17 protein-coding genes and 1 pseudogene are annotated in these 20170 nt (G+C 29.2%); 3 read left to right on the top strand and 15 right to left on the bottom strand.

Features of this window, described 5'->3' with window-relative positions:
* The 6 genes from AB2369_RS02910 to AB2369_RS02885 form a co-directional block, all read right to left on the bottom strand.
* The coding region (locus tag AB2369_RS02910; protein ID WP_367664971.1) for an ABC transporter permease at window positions 1-1102 on the bottom strand (1102 nt) is incomplete at its 3' end.
* The gene (locus tag AB2369_RS02905) at window positions 1092-1865 is read right to left on the bottom strand and encodes an ABC transporter ATP-binding protein (RefSeq protein ID WP_367664970.1); all 774 of its coding nucleotides are present in this window, start codon (window positions 1863-1865) and stop codon (window positions 1092-1094) included. The genes AB2369_RS02910 and AB2369_RS02905, both read right to left, overlap by 11 nt.
* Window positions 1866-1975: 110 nt before the next feature.
* Window positions 1976-2827: a sensor histidine kinase gene (locus AB2369_RS02900; RefSeq protein WP_367664969.1), complete on the bottom strand. Its 852-nt coding sequence runs from the start codon at window positions 2825-2827 to the stop codon at window positions 1976-1978.
* 157 nt (window positions 2828-2984) lie between these two features.
* Window positions 2985-3692, bottom strand: coding sequence for a response regulator transcription factor (locus AB2369_RS02895; protein WP_367664968.1), 708 nt, complete (start codon window positions 3690-3692; stop codon window positions 2985-2987).
* 145 nt (window positions 3693-3837) lie between these two features.
* Window positions 3838-4356, bottom strand: a complete 519-nt coding sequence (locus AB2369_RS02890; RefSeq protein ID WP_367664967.1) for a hypothetical protein — start codon at window positions 4354-4356, stop codon at window positions 3838-3840.
* Between the two features lie 496 nt (window positions 4357-4852).
* Entirely contained in the window at window positions 4853-7225 is a 2373-nt protein-coding gene (locus AB2369_RS02885; RefSeq protein WP_367664966.1) for a VIT and VWA domain-containing protein, read from the bottom strand.
* A 201-nt stretch (window positions 7226-7426) separates the two neighbouring features.
* Here AB2369_RS02885 and AB2369_RS02880 point away from each other — a divergent pair, with 201 nt between their 5' ends.
* Both AB2369_RS02880 and AB2369_RS02875 read left to right on the top strand, forming a co-directional pair.
* Window positions 7427-7783 carry a CidA/LrgA family protein gene (locus tag AB2369_RS02880; RefSeq protein WP_367664965.1) on the top strand — a complete coding sequence of 119 codons (357 nt, stop codon included), beginning with the start codon at window positions 7427-7429 and terminating at the stop codon, window positions 7781-7783.
* A complete protein-coding gene (locus AB2369_RS02875) occupies window positions 7784-8491 on the top strand; it encodes an LrgB family protein (RefSeq protein ID WP_367664964.1) in 708 nt (235 codons plus the stop codon). It abuts the gene before it with no gap.
* A 402-nt stretch (window positions 8492-8893) separates the two neighbouring features.
* On the opposite strand, the gene AB2369_RS02870 is transcribed toward AB2369_RS02875, so the two are convergent.
* From AB2369_RS02870 to AB2369_RS02830, 9 genes are all read right to left on the bottom strand, one after another.
* Window positions 8894-9691, bottom strand: a complete 798-nt coding sequence (locus AB2369_RS02870; protein WP_367664963.1) for an ABC transporter permease — start codon at window positions 9689-9691, stop codon at window positions 8894-8896.
* Window positions 9675-10352 carry an ABC transporter permease gene (locus AB2369_RS02865; RefSeq protein ID WP_367664962.1) on the bottom strand — a complete coding sequence of 226 codons (678 nt, stop codon included), beginning with the start codon at window positions 10350-10352 and terminating at the stop codon, window positions 9675-9677. Before AB2369_RS02865 ends, AB2369_RS02870 begins: the two co-directional genes overlap by 17 nt.
* Window positions 10353-10464: 112 nt before the next feature.
* Entirely contained in the window at window positions 10465-11460 is a 996-nt protein-coding gene (locus AB2369_RS02860) for an ATP-binding cassette domain-containing protein (protein ID WP_367664961.1), read from the bottom strand.
* Between the two features lie 534 nt (window positions 11461-11994).
* Window positions 11995-12603: a DUF3793 family protein gene (locus AB2369_RS02855; protein ID WP_367664960.1), complete on the bottom strand. Its 609-nt coding sequence runs from the start codon at window positions 12601-12603 to the stop codon at window positions 11995-11997.
* Window positions 12604-13631: 1028 nt separating this feature from the next.
* Window positions 13632-15503 carry a type IA DNA topoisomerase gene (locus AB2369_RS02850; protein ID WP_367664959.1) on the bottom strand — a complete coding sequence of 624 codons (1872 nt, stop codon included), beginning with the start codon at window positions 15501-15503 and terminating at the stop codon, window positions 13632-13634.
* A gap of 445 nt (window positions 15504-15948) precedes the next feature.
* Window positions 15949-16107, bottom strand: coding sequence for a hypothetical protein (locus AB2369_RS02845; RefSeq protein WP_367664958.1), 159 nt, complete (start codon window positions 16105-16107; stop codon window positions 15949-15951).
* Window positions 16108-16773: 666 nt separating this feature from the next.
* Window positions 16774-17925, bottom strand: a complete 1152-nt coding sequence (locus AB2369_RS02840; protein ID WP_367664957.1) for an amidohydrolase family protein — start codon at window positions 17923-17925, stop codon at window positions 16774-16776.
* Window positions 17926-18277: 352 nt separating this feature from the next.
* Entirely contained in the window at window positions 18278-18781 is a 504-nt protein-coding gene (locus tag AB2369_RS02835) for a GNAT family N-acetyltransferase (protein ID WP_367664956.1), read from the bottom strand.
* Between the two features lie 164 nt (window positions 18782-18945).
* Window positions 18946-19443 (bottom strand): TspO/MBR family protein, encoded by a 498-nt coding sequence (locus AB2369_RS02830; protein WP_367664955.1) that lies wholly within the window; start codon window positions 19441-19443, stop codon window positions 18946-18948.
* 447 nt (window positions 19444-19890) lie between these two features.
* On the opposite strand from AB2369_RS02830, the pseudogene AB2369_RS02825 reads away from it, so the two are divergent.
* Window positions 19891-20170: pseudogene (locus tag AB2369_RS02825) on the top strand (hypothetical protein); the annotation flags it as partial.

Genomic DNA, 20170 nt, shown 5'->3' with positions numbered 1-20170 from the left:
CTTCAATATTTCTATCATAGGTTTCACTTTCTTTATTACAATATAGAAATTCTATTTTTTCATACTTAGTTATTGGATTGTCTTCTTTATTTAATATGTTATTAATTTCATCTATATTTTTATTATCTGATGTCTCTATAAATGAAATATCATAAGGATTACTCTCTCTAGCTATTCTTTCAGATGATAAATATAAATTAAGGCAATGTCCGCTATACCATATGGTAATCATAATAAGAAGTATTACAACAAACATAATATTTTTTACTTGTTTAAACTTATGATTCAAATTACTTACAACTAATAAATTTCTATATAAATTTCTACTTCTTCTCACTAAATTAAGTATAATTCCTCCAAGACCATGTAAAGCAAGATATATTCCAATAAATAAAGATACTGTACAATATAAGAGTAATTCACTATCCTTATTAGCATCTTTTCCAAACCTTATATAAAGAATAGTCATAGATAATATTATAAATACACATCCAACAATCCCAATCCACCATTTTCCCTTTGAATTTCCTTCTGAAATCCTATGGGATTTTAAAAGCTTAACAATTTCAAATTTATTTACTTGTATTAATGTAATTAATATAGATATGCTAAATATTAAACTAAAGACTACTATGGAAAAAATATAACTCTTAAAACTAAGACTAAAGCTAACTGAAGTTATATCAATTAATTTAACTATAAAAAGAAAAAATAATCTAGAAAATATAGTACCAACTAAAACTCCAAAAGCTATAGATATAAAAGCTATTACTCCATTTTCCACTAATATTAATTTCACTATATCTAAAGGTCCCATTCCAAGACTCATAAATACTCCAAACTCTCTTTTTCTCCTTTTTATAAAAGTAGAATGGGAATAAATTATAAAAAATACTGAAAATAAGATGAGAGCTACTGTAGGAATTAATATTGCATCCATAACCCCTTTTTCAATATCCTTTGATCTATAAAAATCCTCATTAAAGAAAATAGTGGAGTACATAAAAAATATAGTTATAGAAAAGGTATTGCAAATAAAATAAGATATATAACTTTTTATATTTCCTTTGAAATTTTTTATAGCAATATGATTAAAGTTCACTTCTGTCACCTCCAAGAACAGAAAGTGAAGTCATTATCTCTTCTAAAAACTCTTTTCTCCCTGACTTTTTAACTATTTCAGAATGAAGTTTTCCATCCTTTATAAAAATAATTCTATTACAATAGCTTGCAGCAAAAACATCATGGGTTACAACTAAAATAGTATTTCCCATATCCTTATTCATCTTCTCAAAACACATCATTATATCCTTTGATGCTTTAGAATCTAAGTTTCCCGTTGGTTCATCAGCAAATACTATTTTAGGATCATTTACAATAGCTCTACTTATAGCTACCCTCTGTTGTTGTCCACCTGATACATTATAAGGATATTTATCTTTTATATTATAAATATCAAAGGCATCCATAATATTCTTTGTCTTTTTTTCCATATAAGACTTAGCTTTTTTATCTAAAATCATTGGAATCATAATATTCTCTTTTAATGTAAGGCTATCTAATAAATTAAACTCTTGAAATATAAACCCTAGGTTCTGTCTTCTGAAAACAGCTAATGTACCCTTGTCCATGGTATTAATATCCGTGCCCCATAGATTTACCCTTCCTGATGTTATCTTATCAATTCCGCTTAATATATTAAGCAAAGATGTCTTTCCACTTCCTGATGGTCCCATTATACCTACAAATTCTCCCTCATGTATCTTAAGACTTATTCTGTTAAGAGCTTTAGTTTCACATCCTCCTTTTATATTTTCATATACTTTAATAATATTTTCCCCTTCTAAAACAACCACAATTATCATCCTTTCTAAACTATAAGTTCTAAGACTTTGTTCTTTTTATCCTATTTTTCTTATAAATCTATTGTAAAATTTATAGCTTCTACAAACAATTTTTTAAGCTTAAAATAACCTTACAGTTTTGAAAGATATCTGATAATTACTTCTGTTCCTTGAAGAGGTTTTGAGTTAATCTCTATTTTATGACCTAATTTATTTCCAATCTCTCTTGCTATATAAAGTCCAATTCCTGTAGAATTTCTAACCCTTCTACCATTTTCCCCTGTGAAGAAGGGATCAAATACTCTGCTTAAATCATACTCTTCAATTCCAATACCTTCATCTTTTATTGATAGTATTGTATTATCTCCTTGTATTTTTATATTAAAGTATATTTTTTTATTTTCATTATTTTCTCCTGAATATTTAATAGCATTAGAAATCACCTGTTGCAGAATCAATTCATTCCACTTCATATCAGATATAATAAAAACTTCTTTTTCATTATATTGAATAACAGGAAAAACATTATTATATATAAATTGATTTTTATTTCTATTTATAACCTCTCTCAAAGAAGATAGTATGTCCACACTAGTTATATTATAATCTTTCTCAAAGCCATCAAGTCTTATTAAATTTAATAGCTGTTCTGTACTACAATGTAATCTATAATTTTCATTTTCTATATCCTCCATGGCCTTAGAAGGAATTATACTTCCTTCCTTGTATCCTTGAATAATTAAATCTATTATTGATATAGGTGTCTTTGACTTATGTATCCAATCAGAAATAATATGATTTTTTTCTTCATAATCTGTTATGATTTTATTTCTTAATTCTATTTCTCCTACTTTTATCCTATTTACAATAGCATACATATTCATTTGTTCATTAGTAATCGGCTTTAAACCTTCACCTTTATCCTTTAACATTTGGTTTAAACTATTATTGAATATATAGTATTTAACTCCTTCTACAATCATAAGTATAGAAAGCAAAAATAATGACATTATCATGGGATACACTATCTCACTTCTAGAAAATCCTATTAAATAAAAAAATCCTATTATAAAAAAAGAGTTTAAAATATAAAAAATTATATATAAAAATCTATCTTTTATAAAACTTTTAATAATATCTTTAACCATTTCTCCCACCATCTAATGCCCTATAATCAAGTATATATCCTACCCCTCTTTTAGTCTTTATTATGTTCTTAACTCCTAAGGATAAGAACTTATTCTTAAGTCTTGTAATATTGACTGTTAATGTGTTATCATCTACAAAATTATAATCATCCCAAAGCTCTTGAAAAAGTTCTTCCCTTGAAACAATTCTATTTTTCTTTTCTATAAGTTTTTTAATTAACTTAAATTCATTCTTGCTTAATTCTACTTCTCTACCTTCATATAAAAGTTTAAAATTATCCTCATCTATGTAAATATCCCCTACATTAAGTTGATTATTTTCCCTAATAGCATACTCTCCATAGGTTCTTCTAAGTGCTGCTTTAACCTTAGATAAAAGTATTTCTAACTTAAAAGGCTTAGTCACATAATCATCTGCTCCAAGCTCAATTGCCATAACTTGATCCATATCATTACTTCTAGCAGAGATTATTATTATAGGTATGTTAGAGTTTTTTCTAAGGGCTCTACAAAAATAGAAACCATCATAGTATGGTAGATTAATATCTAATAGAAGAAGATCTGGTTTAATACTTTGGAATTCCTCTTCAATATTATTAAAATCAGTGACTTCATAAACTGAGTAATTATACCTTTCTAAATATTCCTTAGTAAAGGAACTTAACTTTGCATCATCTTCAATAATCAATATTTTATACATTACTTCTCTCCCATATTTAAGTATTCTCATCTTAAATATACCATTCACTCGATATTTTTTCCAAATAATATATTTCTTCTAAAATAAAACTACCTTTAGCACCATTACAAGAGTAAGGCATTAAAAGTAGTTTTTATATTTTATATTAATTGTAATCTTTAAGAGTCAATTCTCTATATCCATTTTCATTAGTGGTAACCTGAAACTTACAGCTATCATAGGTAAATTCATAGTTTGGTATATTAAAAATTACAGGAACCTCACTTAAGCTATAAACCTTAGATGAAATTATTTTATCTCCTTTTTTAAAAATCATAATATACTGATCCTCACTTAAAGTATTGTTTTCTGTGGATTTAGAAAATAAATATCCTATAAAAGTTTTAGCCTCTGTCCACTTAACTCCAACCTTTTCATAGATTTTCTCTGATGGGTAATATGAAGGGAACACATAGGCACTATCCCATTGAAAGTCTGTAAAATTACTTATTTCAATTTCCTTATCCTTGTCCGAGATACTCTTCAAATTTTCCTCCACCATAGTTGTATCTATATTTCTAACCTTCATAGCTCTATAGGAGGATGTTCCAAATATTAAAAATAAAGCTATAGCTATGAATATTCCTCCACCTATTATCCATATTCTATTTTTAGTTCTTTTCATAATTTCACCTCAAATCTTATAGCTTGGTTCTATTTATGTAGCTTATATGATTTTCTCACCTTATAACAAAATTAAGTGTGTTATAGAACGAATCTTCCTTTAGGTGGTGTCTTTTCAACCATCTAAAAATTAGATGAGTTAATCTAGGGGCGTACCAACTGTTATCCCCCACCTTACACGCGGATGGGGGTGTTAAAGCTTATAGCCATCAGATAGAATTTTTCTTATATGAAACAAAACTTAGCTTAATGAGGATTATAAATCCTATATAAAGCTAAGTCTCGTTTTCTGGAACTCATCTAGTGTGGTAGCAACTGTTATCCACAATCTTGTAATAGGGTTGGGTGTTACAGTTGTTAGCCATAAGATAATTCTTAAATCATTTGTTTTTACCTTACATATATCTATATAGTTTTCACTATAAATATCCTGTAAATTATAATAACTTGAAGTTCAGTTTAAGGTATCCTATGGTATATCTATAGTTTAATGCCTTCTACATTGCCTTACATATTGCAACATTTAATATTTCATCTATGTTTTCTTCCTCTATAAGCCTCTGAATTTCATCTGCGGATATATTTATAGGACAAATTAAACTAAACATAAACTTAATAGACTCTTTTATATCGTTTAAGTCCTGCTCCTCATTTAAATAGGCATTTGATATATATTCATTATCCTCTATTAGTTCCTTTATATATCCAAGAGACTGTCTTACCTTTAATTCATTTGTTTCAGTGGCAGCTTCCTTTATATCTATAAGCTGAAGGCATAGAAGATATAAAAGAGTATTCTTCTCGTTTAATTCATTACCCTTACTTATAAAATTAACCATGTAATTTACAGCCTTATTTATTTGTTTGCTATATATACTTATATCCTCTTTCCCTATAAGCATTGCAATTAATGCCTTTAAGGTAATTTCCATATCTCCATTAAAATCTCCCTCAGGATTTTGATATTTAGCTATAGTTCTAATTAGATTATCTCTATTATACTTTACAGCTTCCTTTATATTTTCCTTATTTACATTTCTATTCTTAAGTTCCTTCTTTACCTTTACCTTATATAAGAATGCTGGAGATTCCATAAAGTATGCATAGCTTAAGTTAAACATAGTCTCCTCTGACATCTCTATTGGTATAAGCTTTCTCATAGCCATTCCAAGAACTGGATCATCCATCTCTTCTATCATAATAAAACTTGTTTCACTGCTTATTATATTGAAGTCTTTAGAAAGGTCTATGATTTTATTTCTCATCTCTTCCTTTGCTTCTCCTCTTTCTCCAAGGATTCTTTCTTCAAAGGCCTCGATTCTTTTTCTACTCCACACCTTTTCTATTAAATAAGCATTATCATTAAGCTCAAAATTCTCAAGATTTATCACCTTTTCAAAAGGTTCATCTCCTACAAATCCTCTAATTATAACTGGTCCCTCAATATCGCCTTTAATTCTACCAAAAGCAGTGAATACTTCTCTATCATATAAATACTCTATAGTTCTTGGGAATGTATTTATTACTGAGTTATTTTCACCCCAGATTATTTCACGTACGTCTACTTCTGGACTATTTATCCTATTGAACTGCCTAAGTATCATATCTTCAAGTATTTCTCCTGGATAAATAAATTCTGGTTTCCCATAACCTAAAGCTCCTAAGGAGTTTATAAAATAGCTATTAACAGAGGTATCTATTCCTATAGGGAAAATTCTGTTTTCCCCTATGTTTTCTTTAACATAACTTAAGATTTCGCTCTCTTCTTCCACCTCATCATCTGTAAATAGTAATATTATAGATGGATCTTCCTTATCTGTCTTATCTAAGGTCCATTTTAATGCCTTATATATGTTAGCTCCTCTACCAAAGCTTAATATTCTAAGCCACTTAGAAGCGCTCTTTATATTATCCTCAGTTACAGCTACATTTCCTCCTTCATTAAAAATGACAAGATCTTTGTGGAAAGCAACTATGTTAAAAGTATCACCCTCATCTAAATTTCTAAGACAAAGTTCTAGGGCACTTTTTGCCTCATCTAACTTTTCTCCTCTCATAGATTGAGAAGTATCTAATAAAAACACATAGTTTTTTCCCTTTTCTTCCTTAGCCTTTTCTAGCCTTGGATATAATTTTAAGTATATTAAGCTCTCATCACTCTCATGCTTTGGAAAAGAATAGTACATTCCATAAAATCCTTTAGACTTATCCTCTCTTATTACTAACTCCAAATCATTATCTAAATTTTCTCCTTCCTCAATGGATACCTTACATAGGGTAGGAGTTTCATAATCCACCTTTATTCTATGAGTGTCACTATGAACCTTAACATTATTAAAGGTTTCTATTAATAAATTCATAGAAAGGTCATAATTTTCTTCATTTACTTCACTCTCTTCATTTATGTCATCATAATTCATAGCCTTTGGAGTTTCTATAAATGGAATTGTAAGAATCTGATCGTTATTTTCCCTTGTAAGTTGATCAATATAGGATATATTTATTACTATTTTTTCATTAGGCATTATATTTCCAATAGTGATTTTATATATATTATCATCTTCTTCAAGACTTAACTTTGTCATTCCCTTATAACTTTGCTTTTTAAGCATCTTGCTTACCTTATACTTATCTTCTGTTATGGCTCTTAAAGTTCTTCCCCCAATGTTTGCTTCAAATCCACTTAATATTCCTGTGTCAGGTATTGGGAAGGTATAAACCCCCTCTATATGATCTCTTCCAGTATTCTCATAAACTTGGCTTATTGTAAACTGTGAAAATTCTCCACAAATATTTCCCTTTATATCTACACTTCTTAATTTCATTGGCGATTTATCTAAACTACTATTAATGAATCCATAGTTTCTCATGGTAAAAACCACTCCTTTTATTAGAACTTTTAGAATCTTTTAAATATTATACCATTGCTATAATTCCTTGTCTAACGAAGATTTTTTTAACAATTAAAGGTTTTTTATACTTTCTATCTATAATTTTAAATTTTCTTTTTATTCTTACAACTATATCCTTTTATGAATTTAGTGATAAAATTATATAGAGGTGTTTTGAATATGAAGCTTTTAAGAGAACTTTTATTAATTCTTGCCATATTCTTTCTAGGTGAAGTTATATCTAAAGGATTAAAACTTCCTGTTCCAGGCAACATTGTTGGAATGGTTATTTTACTCCTATTTTTATGCTTTCAGGTAATAAAACTTCATCATATAGAGAATATAAGCAATTTTTTATTGGATCATCTAGCATTTTTCTTTGTTCCTGCTGGCGTAGGTCTTATAACATCCCTAGATATATTAAAGGGAAATTGGTATAAGATACTACTTGTTTGTTTCTTAACTACAATAATTATTATGGTGGTAACTGGTAAGACCATAGACCTCATAAAATCATTTAGTAAGGAGGAAAAATAAATGGATCAGGTTATTTCATCTCCATTGTTTGGTGTGGTATTATCTTTATTTGCTTTTGAATTTGCTTTACTTTTATCTAAAAAAGTTAAAACCCCTATATTAAATCCTTTATTGGTTAGCCAAATTTTAATCATTGCAGTACTTATGATCTTTGGTATAAGCTTTGAGGATTATGATAAAGGTGGACAACTTATATCTTTCTTTTTAGGGCCAGCTACAGTAATCCTTGCCGTTCCTTTATATAAAAAATTGGATTTACTAAAGTCTAATGCTCTTCCTATCCTTATTGGAATATTTATTGGATGTTTAGTTGGAGTTATAAGTATTGTATTACTTGCTTATGCTTTAGGACTAGATATAGTCCTTGTAAAATCCTTATCACCTAAGTCAGTAACTATTCCAATAGGAGTAGAGATAACAAATCAGCTTCAAGGTATCCCTGCAATAACTGTAGTGGCTATACTGGTTACTGGAATACTTGGTGCTGTTATAGGACCTACTGTATGTAAAATTTTTAAGATTAAAGATAAAATATCCGTTGGTGTTTCCATCGGAACTGCTTCCCATGCTGTAGGTACTACAAAAGCTCTAGAGCTTGGAGAAATAGAGGGCGCTATGAGTAGTCTTTCCATAGGTATAGCTGGATTATTCACCGTATTTTTAGCTCCATTTATATTGAATATTATGGGAAATATATTAGGTTTTTAATATAAATACATCTATAATATATAGGTACCTTGTCTAAACTTAGCCTTTCACTGCTCTATAATTATTGTAGAATAAGGTTTAGTTCAAGCCATGATATGGTACGTCTATAAATAGAAACTTTAATTAATTATATATGTATTTTACCCATTTGCTCTAAATCATATAATAGATTTAGGTCAAGTAATAAGGGACTAATGAAAAGTAATTTTTAGTAAAATTCTTTTTATTAGTCCCTTTTCTTTAGTTTTATATAAAATCATGTTACCCTACTCTCATTGTAATTTTCCCTTATAAAAGTCTTATATATACAGATGTAATATATCTAAATTTAATCTTTTAATATGCTATAACTCATCGTAACATATGTTTTAGTTAAATGTATAATACAATGCATCTATATGTCTACATCTTTGTTATAATCAAATTTCCTGATTCATACCTTTTAAGTCCCTTATAAAATATTATATAAGCTAATATAACCCATAATATTGTAACACCGACTAATATGATAAAATTCATAAGGTTAAAGTTTTTTATTAACTCTATAGGGATATGAGCTGTAAAGGCTGTAGGAATTATTGTGTATAGTATAAACTTAACCCCTTCCTTAAATATTCCCTTTGGATATATACTAAAGGTAATCATAAACTCTGATATAAGACTTGGAAGCCCTTCCCCATTACCTATATAAAAGCTTAATGAACTCACAATAACCATAACACTTGAGAATATAATACATGAAAATAATGAAAACAATAGAAATAACCCTATTGATTTTAAAGTAAAATCACTTACAGCTAGGAATAATATTATTCCATAGATAACATCTCCAAAGGCCGAAATTATACTTTTAGAACATATTATATTTATTAAAGGATCCTTAGGTTGGAGAAGATATGAATCTAGGTCCCCATTTACAATCATTTTTGCCATATCCCCAATATGCCCAAACATAATAAAAGCTAGTCCAAAGGAAGTAGACATAATGGCAAATAACATCAGTGTATCTTTAAATCCATAACCTGCTATGTTTCCTACATTGTTAAAGAATATCCACCAAAAGAATATAAAAGCAGCATTATTTATTATCATTCCTATGACTTGTATAATAAAGCTTAATCTATACTCCATAGCTGAGGATAAATTAAATTTAAAATAAGCACTTATGAGTTTTATATTATTTTTAACCTCCATTAACATTTAACTTCTCTGCCCCCTTTCTATACATAGCTAAAGCTATTACTATAAATAGAAATAAATATAATCCTTGTATCAAAAATCCCTTATAAAAATTTTCAATAGAAAAATCCACAGCTAATTTTCCTGGAACATAGGTTATATAAGCAAAAGGTAGGTAGGATGATATCTGTTTAAGCCAGCCTGGAAATAAATCTAAGGGTATTAACATCCCCCCTAAGGTAAATATAAGTTTTGAATATATCCAGAAAAAAGGCTTATTTTCCTCTACCCAAAAGGAGGTTAGAGCTAAGATAATATATATAAAAAAATTTATAAAAGTCCCTACTAAAATAGAAAGAATTATAAAAGGTAGGGTTATTATTTTAAACTCTTCCAAAGGTCCTACAAATATTATTCCAATGATTAATCCTAAAACCATGTTAGAAATTAACCTTACTGACATTTCCCCTAAGGAATTAAAAAAACAGTAAATAACATAGTTATAAGGTTTATTTATACCATAGGCTATGGACCCACTTTTAACATCCTCACTTACTTGAAGATAGAACTGGCTTCTAGATAGGGTTATAATCTCTGTAATTATTAAATACCATATCATATTGTTTAGGGTTAACCCTGATATAAGATTTCCCTTTTCACCATATACCTCTCCCCAAAGCATTAAATATATAAAAATTATAAAAACAAAGAAGATGTTTTTAAGGAGAAAACTCCAAAAATAAACCAAATTGCTACTAAGGCTTGTCTTGAAAATATAAATATATTTACTAGCTTTACTCACTTAAATCACCACCACTATTATTCTTATATATATGAGAAATAATTTCTTCCATAGGTGGTTCTAAAATATTTATATCTAATATACTTCCATACTTTATAAGCCTTGTTAAAACCTCATCTATATTCTCCTTCTCAGTATCTATTTCTATCTTTCCTCCGTAGTTACTTGACTTTAAAACATTAAACTCCTTTTTGTTTATATCAACCTTATCCTTAAACTTAACCTCTATGATTTTTTTATTTAAATAATTATACTTAAGGGTTTTAATAGGTTCATTTAAAACAACCTGTCCATGATTTATTACTATAGCTCGTCTACAAAGCTGTTCTATGTCCCCAGCATCATGGGAAGTTAAAAATATAGTTCTCTTTTCCTCCTTATTGATTCTAAGAATAAGATCTCTTATATTCTGCTTAACTATAACATCAAGTCCTATGGTAGGTTCATCTAAAAATATTACCTCTGGATTATGAATTAAGGAAGCAGCTATTTCACACCTTATCCTCTGACCAAGGGATAATTTTCTAACAGGTACATCCATAAGGTCTTCTATCTCAAATACTTCCTTTAAGAAATCTATTCTCTTTTTTATACTTTTTCCTTCCATATCATATATTTTCCCTAAAAGATTAAAGCTATCTATAGGCGGTAGATGAAACCACAGTTGAGACTTCTGTCCGAATACTGTTCCTATTTTATAAGATAATTTTTTCCTCTCAGTTAAAGGATTGAACCCCAAAACAGAAATATCACCCTTTGTAGGATAAAGTATTCCTGTAAGGATTTTTATGGTGGTAGACTTTCCTGCTCCATTGGGACCTATAAAAGCTAATATCTCTCCCCCATCTACTTCAAAGGATATATCCTTTACTGCGTCTATTTGTCTATAGCTTGGGGAAATCATAGATTTAATACTCCCTCTAAGTCCTGGAGACTTAGTCTTGATTTTAAATGATTTACATAGATTATTAACTGAGATAACTGTCATAATAAAACCTCCTACTCTTTAAACTTAACTTTATTTTTAGTTATGTGATGAATGACTATCATAATATCCCTCCCAATCCTTAAATTTAGTTTTATCTTTCTTCCACACCATAGCTAAAACATTATTCTTATCTCTATGATGAAATTATAAAAATAATAAAAAAAGCCCAGAGAATAAGTCTTCTAGAGACTCCTCCTCTGGGCTTTTATCCCAAAAGTGTAGACGAAAATCCTGTATCGCTCGGACCAATCATGTTAAACATCATCTGTAACACCACCTGAAGGAAGCTTACTTTTATTAACACTGGAACCCTAGATACACTCTCATAGTTTTCCATATTATATCATGTAAAATTAAGGAAATCAATACAAAAAAATAAAAAAACTGCTGTTATAAAGGGGTAACAGCAGTTTCTTTGTCCTTGCTAGCTATAAGGGATAACTATCAGGGACTTCATACTTTAACTTATAAGAAGTATAAACTTACTATAAGTTAAATCTACTTTATATAAAGGGTTGGTCAGTAGCGTATTAATTAAATTCTTATACTCTTACATATGGAACCTAAGTCCATACCTTGCATAAGTAAACTTGCAGTATTTTGCTTTGAAGCATCATATATATTAAAGGTTTCCAAAGCTAATTCTTTGTTATGATAAACCTTCCAATATCCGCAAGCTAAACATTCTTGCTCTTTGCAATTTATGAATGTTTCAACGTCCTCTATGGGAATACCTAAAAATATCCCGATTTCATGTGGACAATTATATATATTATATCTAAAAGATAAATATTGCAATACATTTTGTAAATTTTCTTCAACTTCATAACCTAAATTTGATAAAAAGTTTTTTACTTTTTCATTTTTTATAGATTTTTCTAAAAGAGTCTTGTGATAAAACAGTAAAACACAATAGTCTTCTCCCTGCTTTAATTTTAATACATCTATACTAAGGTTTTCAAGAAATTCTTTTCCATATTTCATCCAACTACTATATAAGTTTTTATTCTTATCAGACAGCGTTATTAAAGTTGATGGTTTTAACCCATAAATAGTAGGAGAAATATTAAAGGTTAACATATTTATTAAATACTCTTTTTCACTTAATCCATTTAAATAACTAGCAAAACATTTTTCACTCATGTCTACTTCTCCTTTATATATTATATAATATCTCTATTCAATGTAAACTTAACCTACCTAAATACCCTAGTGATTATATAAATCCTATTATTTATATACTGTACTAGTTTTCAAAATTTATCCCCATGTGTACTAAGTCTTTTATCTCATGGCTAAAAGCTGTAACACCTTTATCTCATTACAAGGCAGTGGATAACAGTTTCTACGCACCTAGATTAACTCATGTAACTAAATATAAATTTATACTTTATAAAACACAGGATTTAATTATTATCTGTAGTAAGTTAATTAAAGTTAAAACCCTTATTACAATGATTCTAATAATTTCGTTGCAAATGATAATCTTTATCATTTGCTATAGTTATATAATATATGCAACTAAAAATTTTGTCAACATATAGTTTAAAATTTATCAATCTTAATATTAATTTCTTAATTCTAACCTATTTAATTAAAAACCTGATTTATCTATGATAGACTCTCTTAATACTACTACCTTACTGCATTCATTTCTAAAATTCATTGTGGAAATTTACTATATTTATAATAAATATCAGTTGTAATTTATAATTATATGTTATTTTATAGTATAATTTAAGGTATTTTTCTAATATATTAGTTATTTTATTAACTAATACTTTTTCTATAAATTAGTACTTCATCTTATATAAATTTAAAGTTATTATTATTTTTAACTATATTATTCATTAATGGTCTTACATATAAAATTTTCATGGTGAATCTTAATTTATCTGCTGGCTACCAGAGCTGTAACACCCCCATCCGCGTGTAAGGTGGGGATGAACAGTTGCTAAGCCCCTAGATTAACTCATCTAACCTTCAGATGGCTCAAATAACACCACCTAAAGGTTAGATGAGTTCTATATCAGCGCTTTATCACCTGAAAATCTTAAGTTATAGGTAGTGTATAGAAACTATTTTAGAATTACAAATCTGAAATTCTAAATAACAAAAAACATAGCCATGTGTTTTTATGGCTATGTCTATTTTAGATTTTAATTTTCACTTTAAAACTTTTGAGTTTCTGATACCCCTATGGTTACGAATCTATCCCTTTTAATCTTTTCAACTCCACCTCTTGTGAACTTGAATATATAATTTAGGAATATATCCTTATCCATTTCTCCCTTTTCAATATCATAAAGGGCCTTTTCCATTCTTCCTGTATAATCTGTATCTAAAAGCTCTTTTATTGGGAAAATCTCAATAATCTTCTTTCCCTTTTCTGTTATAAGTAATGACTTTCCTTGACTCTTTATATACTTAGCATCCTTTAATTTCTTTATAATCTCAGCCCTTGTAGCTGCTGTACCTATGGAATAACCCTTAAGCACCTCTAAAGTAGCCTCTTCTTCTTTATCATCCTCATCCTTTGAGGTTCTATTTTTTCCACAGGTTTCCATAGCCTTAAGAAGGGTTTTCTCTGTATGGTGAGCTGGTGGTTTCGTTGACTTTTCCTCTATTTTAGAAGAAAGATTTTTAACTACCATATCTTTTTCAAGAGGTATTAATATCTCATCCTTCTTTTTCTTTTCAGAGGAAAGCTTAAGATATCCTTCCTTTACCATAACCTTACCCTTTGTCTTAAATAACCTTGGAAAGTTTTCTCCCTGTATTTTAGTTATAACCTCTGTTATATTAAACTCAGCTGGCTCCATAAATTGAACAAGGAATCTTTCCTTTATAGCCTCATAGAGCTTAACCTCATCTAAGTTTAGTGCCTTAGGTATTATATAGGTTGGTATTATTGCACTATGGCTTTCAACCTTATCATTATTAAATATTCTCTTACTAGTTGAAAACTTTATATCCTCTTCACAGGCTAAACCTTTCTTATGTACCTCTAAAACCTTTTTTGCCTTATCCTTTAAACTCTCCTCAAGAGCTGTACTTGAAGTTCTTGGATAGGTTATAAGCTTCTTCTCATAAAGACTCTGGGCTACCTTTAATGCCTTGTCTGCGGTCCATCCTTTATGTTTTGATGTCATATATCCTTGAAGGTTAGTCATATTAAAAAGCACCGGAGGAACTTCCTTTTTTAATTCCTCAGTAACTGATAATATAATACCCTCTTTTCCTTCTATCTCTTCCTTAAGCTTTTCTACACTTTCCTTCTTTGGAAACTTCTCTAATTTCTCATGAAAGAACTTCCCCTTATATTTTCCATTAGGACTTTTAAAGGTTACATAAAGCTCGTAGTATCTTTCTGATTTAAATTTTTCAATTTCCTTTTCTCTATCATAAACCATTTTAAGGGTTGGCATTACAACTCTACCTATATTTAGAACATTGCCCTTCCCCCTTGCATATTTAAGGGTAGACACTGTGGTAAAGTTTATTCCTATAACCCAATCAAGCCATTGTCTTGAAACACCCGCATATTGCAAACTTTCCATTTCCTTATTAGTTTTTAAATTATTTAACCCTCTTTTTATTTCATCTTCTGTCCACTCATTTATAAGTATTCTATATATAGGTTTACTGACCTTAATATATTTATATATTATAGTAGAAATAAGTTCCCCTTCTCTATCATAGTCTGTGGCTGTTATTATCTTCTCTACATCATTTCTCTCAACTAAGGCCTTAATTATATTAAGCTGCTTTTTAGCTCCAGTATCAGCCTTAGAATTATATCCTGAAACGGTCTTTACCTTGTACTTAAACTCCTTAGGTATGTAGGGAAAATTATTCATGTCCCACTTTTCCATAGCCTTATCATAGTCCTTACAATCATAAAGAGTAAGAAGATGACCAAATGCCCATGTTATTATATAATTCTCCCCTTCTAAATAGCCATCTTTTCTAATCTTACACTTCAGTGCATCACCTATATTTCTACCTACAGATGGCTTTTCTGCTAAAATTAAAGTTTTCATACACTCACCTTTTCTAAACTTTCTCAAAGATAATTATATCCATGTTTCCTTACATAATTCAAGGTTTACTTTATTTAAAGGAAGATTCCTTCTACAATACCCTTGATTTTATATTAGTAAAAGATTCTTACCCTAAAAATATAACTATATAATAATTTAATATTTTTGTAACTAATTTTATTTAAGGTTCTTATTAATTATAAATAACTTTTATTAAATATGAATTCTTATATTTCAAAGGAGGATTTTGTATAATAATGCAGAATATATATGATGTAATCCAATTTATGGATTGTATTTTCATATTTTTAAGGAGGTATTAAAAAATGAATTTAAGTTGTAAAAATAATTGCATTGATCAATTTCTAAATTTATTATTTTCAATCTCTATTTTATTGTTATCATCTCTTATAGTCTTTAATATATTTAATGGAAATACTATTTCCTATTCAACCTCTATAGCCCTATTAAGTCTTGGAATAATTAATATTATAAAAGCTATTAAAATACACAAGAATCCAAAACATAGAACATATTTTAAAGCTCTCATGAGTTCTGGAATCCTTGCTATTGTGGTAGGAGCCTTTACCATGATTTCAAACAAATATATCTCTTATATTTTCTTAAATTATAATGAATCATTAATTAGAATGTTTTAAGTTTATATAATAAGCAGCTTGCATAATATGAAACATCTTTTCTTAAAAGGTTTTAATATTTGTAAGCTGTTTTTCTTTTTATCTGATGGCTACCACCTGTAACACCCCCATCCGCGTGTACGGTGGGGGATAACAGTTGCTACGCCCCTAGATTAACTCATCTAACCTTTAGATGGTGGAAAGAAAACCATCTGAAGGAAGATTCGTTCTATAGATAAATCCTCTCAAAACTCAACCTTTGAATATGTATTAAATAATCGTAGTTGGTAATTTATTTTAATTATCATGTGGTTTATATATAGACGTACCTTGTCTAAACTTAGCCTCTAAATACCCTATAATCATTATAGATTAAGATTTAGTTTAAAGCATGATCTGGTACATCTATATACTCCCCCTCACCGCTGTAATATTTTACCACATTTATATAAAGAAAAGTTCCAGTGGATATTCTCCTCTGAAACTTTTAATAAATTATAGATATTTTTTCTATAAATAAACCATATCACACATTAATCTAGACTTCAATCTAACATGCTTTATAGCCTATTAAGTATAAGATACCATGTGTATATATAACTAAGTCCTATAATTAATTTCTATATTAATACTTATCCTTTATAAACAACCTTTCCATCTATTATTGTATATAAAGTATTTCTATACAAGTCAAATGGATTTCCATCTATTATTACAAGGTCTGCATCCTTTCCTACCTCAAGAGAACCTACTCTATGAGAAAGTCCTAGAATCTCTGCTGCATTTATAGTAATTGTGGATAATGCCTCTTCAAAGGTTAAGTTTCCATTCTTAGCTGCAAGTCCTGCACATACTGGCAGATATTGAATCTCTATAACTGGGTGGTCTGTCATTATTGCAACCTTTACTCCTTCTCTCATTAAGACAGCTGGTGTTTCAAAGGATTTATTGTTAACTTCTATCTTTGAATTAAAGCTCATAGTTGGTCCTACTATTGCTGGAGCCTTAGACTCTTTAACATACTCTGGTATTAAATGTCCTTCTGTACAATGATCTAAAGTTAGATTTACATCAAACTCCTTAGCTATTCTTATAGCTGTTAATATATCATCTGCTCTATGGCAATGAGCCTTTAAAGGTATCTTCTTATCTAAAACTGGAAGTAAGGCTTCCATCTTTATGTTAATATCAAAAGCTTCTTCCTTCTTCTCTGCTGCTTCCTTCTTAGCTTTATAGTTCTTAGCTTCTATTAAAGTCTGTCTTAAAAGAGCAGCCGTTGCCATTCTTGTCATAGGCATTTTCCCTTTGCCATTATAAACCCTCTTTGGATTCTCTCCAAAAGCTATCTTCATAGCACCTACTTCTAGAAGCGCCATGCTATCTACAGATTTTCCATAAGTCTTCATAGCTAAGAATTGTCCACCTATAACATTAGCACTTCCTGGTCCTGTCATAACAGTGGTTACCCCTGCTTCTATTGCCTTGTTAAAGTAATCATCCATTGGATATATTCCATCTATGGCTCTTACATGAGGAGTTATAGGATCTGTCATCTCATTTCCATCGCTTCCTTCAAATCCTTTTCCCCCTTCAAATAATCCTAAATGACAATGAGCATCTATCATCCCTGGAATTATAGTAGCTCCCTTAGCATCTATAACTTCTTCATAGTTTCCTTTTATTTCTTCCTTAATTTCCTTTATCTTACCATCTTCAATTAATATATCTCCTTTTTCATATACTTTCCCCGCCATGGTATAGATTTTTCCGTTTTTAATTAACATTTTTATCCCCCTTTTTACTAAACACTTTCTATATTTAATTCTAAAATTTACCCAATATAATTCACTTACCTTATATGAAAACTTATTCTATGATACATAGCAATTATCCTTGTAAAACTTAATTTTTCTGTACCGTAGCAATGTGATTTTATTAGTATTGATAATTTATTATCCTTGATATCCTATAAATAAATTTAATATACTAAAAACACTATTAAGGTTTATTAAAACTCACTAAACCTTAATAGTGTTTATTTTACTAATGATCCTTCTTTTAATAAACATATATACTTATTAAAATATAAAATTCAAATAAGTATCTTTCTAAAAAAGCTTTATCTTCCCACAATAATTACTTAATATTTAAAGAATATAAATACTCATCATTTTTTTCATCATATTCTTCTCCGTAAATATCTTTTCTAACTGCCTCAGGAAGTCTAAACTTTTTCCCTGTATTTTCAAACCCCAAGGACTCATATAACCCCTTTGCCCTTAGGTTCTCTGGATTAAAGGTTAAATATATGTTGCTGCAGCTTGGAACTTCTTTAAGTTCACCTATTAAGTGGTTTACAATGTTTCTTCCATAACCCTTTCCTTGATGGTTTCTATCTATTAATATGTTATATATTTTGTAATCAGAAACTTCTTCACAGAATCCATACATGGTAAACCCTATAAGTTCCTCCTCATCATATATTGCCTTAGGTGTGAGATTCTCCATAGAAGCCCAAACCATGCAATAAGCTACAGAATCAACAAACTTATTAACCACAGTAACTTGACCACTCTTATTTGGATTTAGCATTAAGCATTGTTCCCAATTTTCCTTTGTTATTTTCCTTAATTTAATCATATCCTATCCCCGTTTCTTTAACATATCCTTGAAAACCTCTCATGAGTTTCATAGATAACTTTAATTTATCACTATAAGTATAGGTTATTTCAAATACATGGAACAAGTATCCATATGCTCTAATTCAAGTACTTATATGCTTCAATATAAATCCTTTACAATTATTACATCTCATTAAACATCCATATAAAAAAGTTTATCACTGCAGCATAGGATACCCATAAACCATAAGGTATCATTAAAATTCCTGATATCTTATCCTTTTTAAAGAATGATATAGCTGTTACTATTATTAAAATAAGTAGTATTATAATTTCAATAAAAGAAAGACCGTATAATCTAAAAGTAAAGAAAATAAAAGGCCAAAGGAAGTTAAGTAAAAGCTGAATCACATAAAGGGTTAATGATCCTACAACATATTGTTCCTTTCCCTTAAGATATATTCTGTAGGCAGCTATACCCATAAGAAGGTATAAAATAGGCCAAACTATTTGAAACACCTGCGGTGGTGGTGAAAACCAAGGTTTATCTAGCTCCAGATATCTAGATACCATAGGTTTTGTAAAAATTCCTGCAACGAAGCCTAAACCTTCTGCTATTAATATGCTTATTATAAGGCTTCCTAAATTAAACTTTTCATTAACTTTAAAAATGTTCTTCATCCCCATCCTCCTTATTACCTAGGAAATATTATTTTTTAGTTTATCTGATGGCTATAAGCTTTAACACCTCCGCCCTATTACAAGGCGGGTGATAACAGTTGGTATGCCCCTAGATTAACTCATCTAACCTTCAGATGACGGAAAAATATCACCTAAAAGAAGATTCGTTCTATCTGATGGCTAGGAGCTTTAACACCTCCATCCTCTTAAAAGGTGTGGATAACAGCTTCTACGCCCCTAGATAACTCATCTAACCTTGAGATGGTGGAAAGAACACCACCTAAAGGAAGATTCGTTCTATTTATAATAATAATATGCTTTTATAAAAAGCTTTATACTGAAATATTTAAGTAATCCTTTCTGTCCCTTATTCTGTTAAATCAATATGTTTCATGATAATATTAAATATATATTTCCACAAATTCTTGCACTTTGGAGGGGTTATTTATGTTATTTAAAACCTTAAAACTTATTGGTGAAAAATTAAATGAGGAAAATATTATCTGGGCATTAGGAGCCTCTATGATGTTAAACCATTATGACTTAGTTGAAAGTCCTAATGATATTGATATAATTGTAGATTTAAAGGATGCTAAAAGAGCTAATTCAATCCTTAAATCCCTTGGCGTAAAATTAGAAAGAGAAAAAAATGAAGTTTACTCTACTAAACACTTTTATGAATACATAATAGATGGAATTGATATAGATCTATTGTCAGGATTTATAA

This window comes from Clostridium sp., assembly GCF_040797585.1.
Lineage (GTDB): Bacteria > Bacillota > Clostridia > Clostridiales > Clostridiaceae > Clostridium_Z.
Note: the sequence above shows the minus strand (reverse complement) of the source record. Positions and strands in the feature narration are given on the sequence as shown.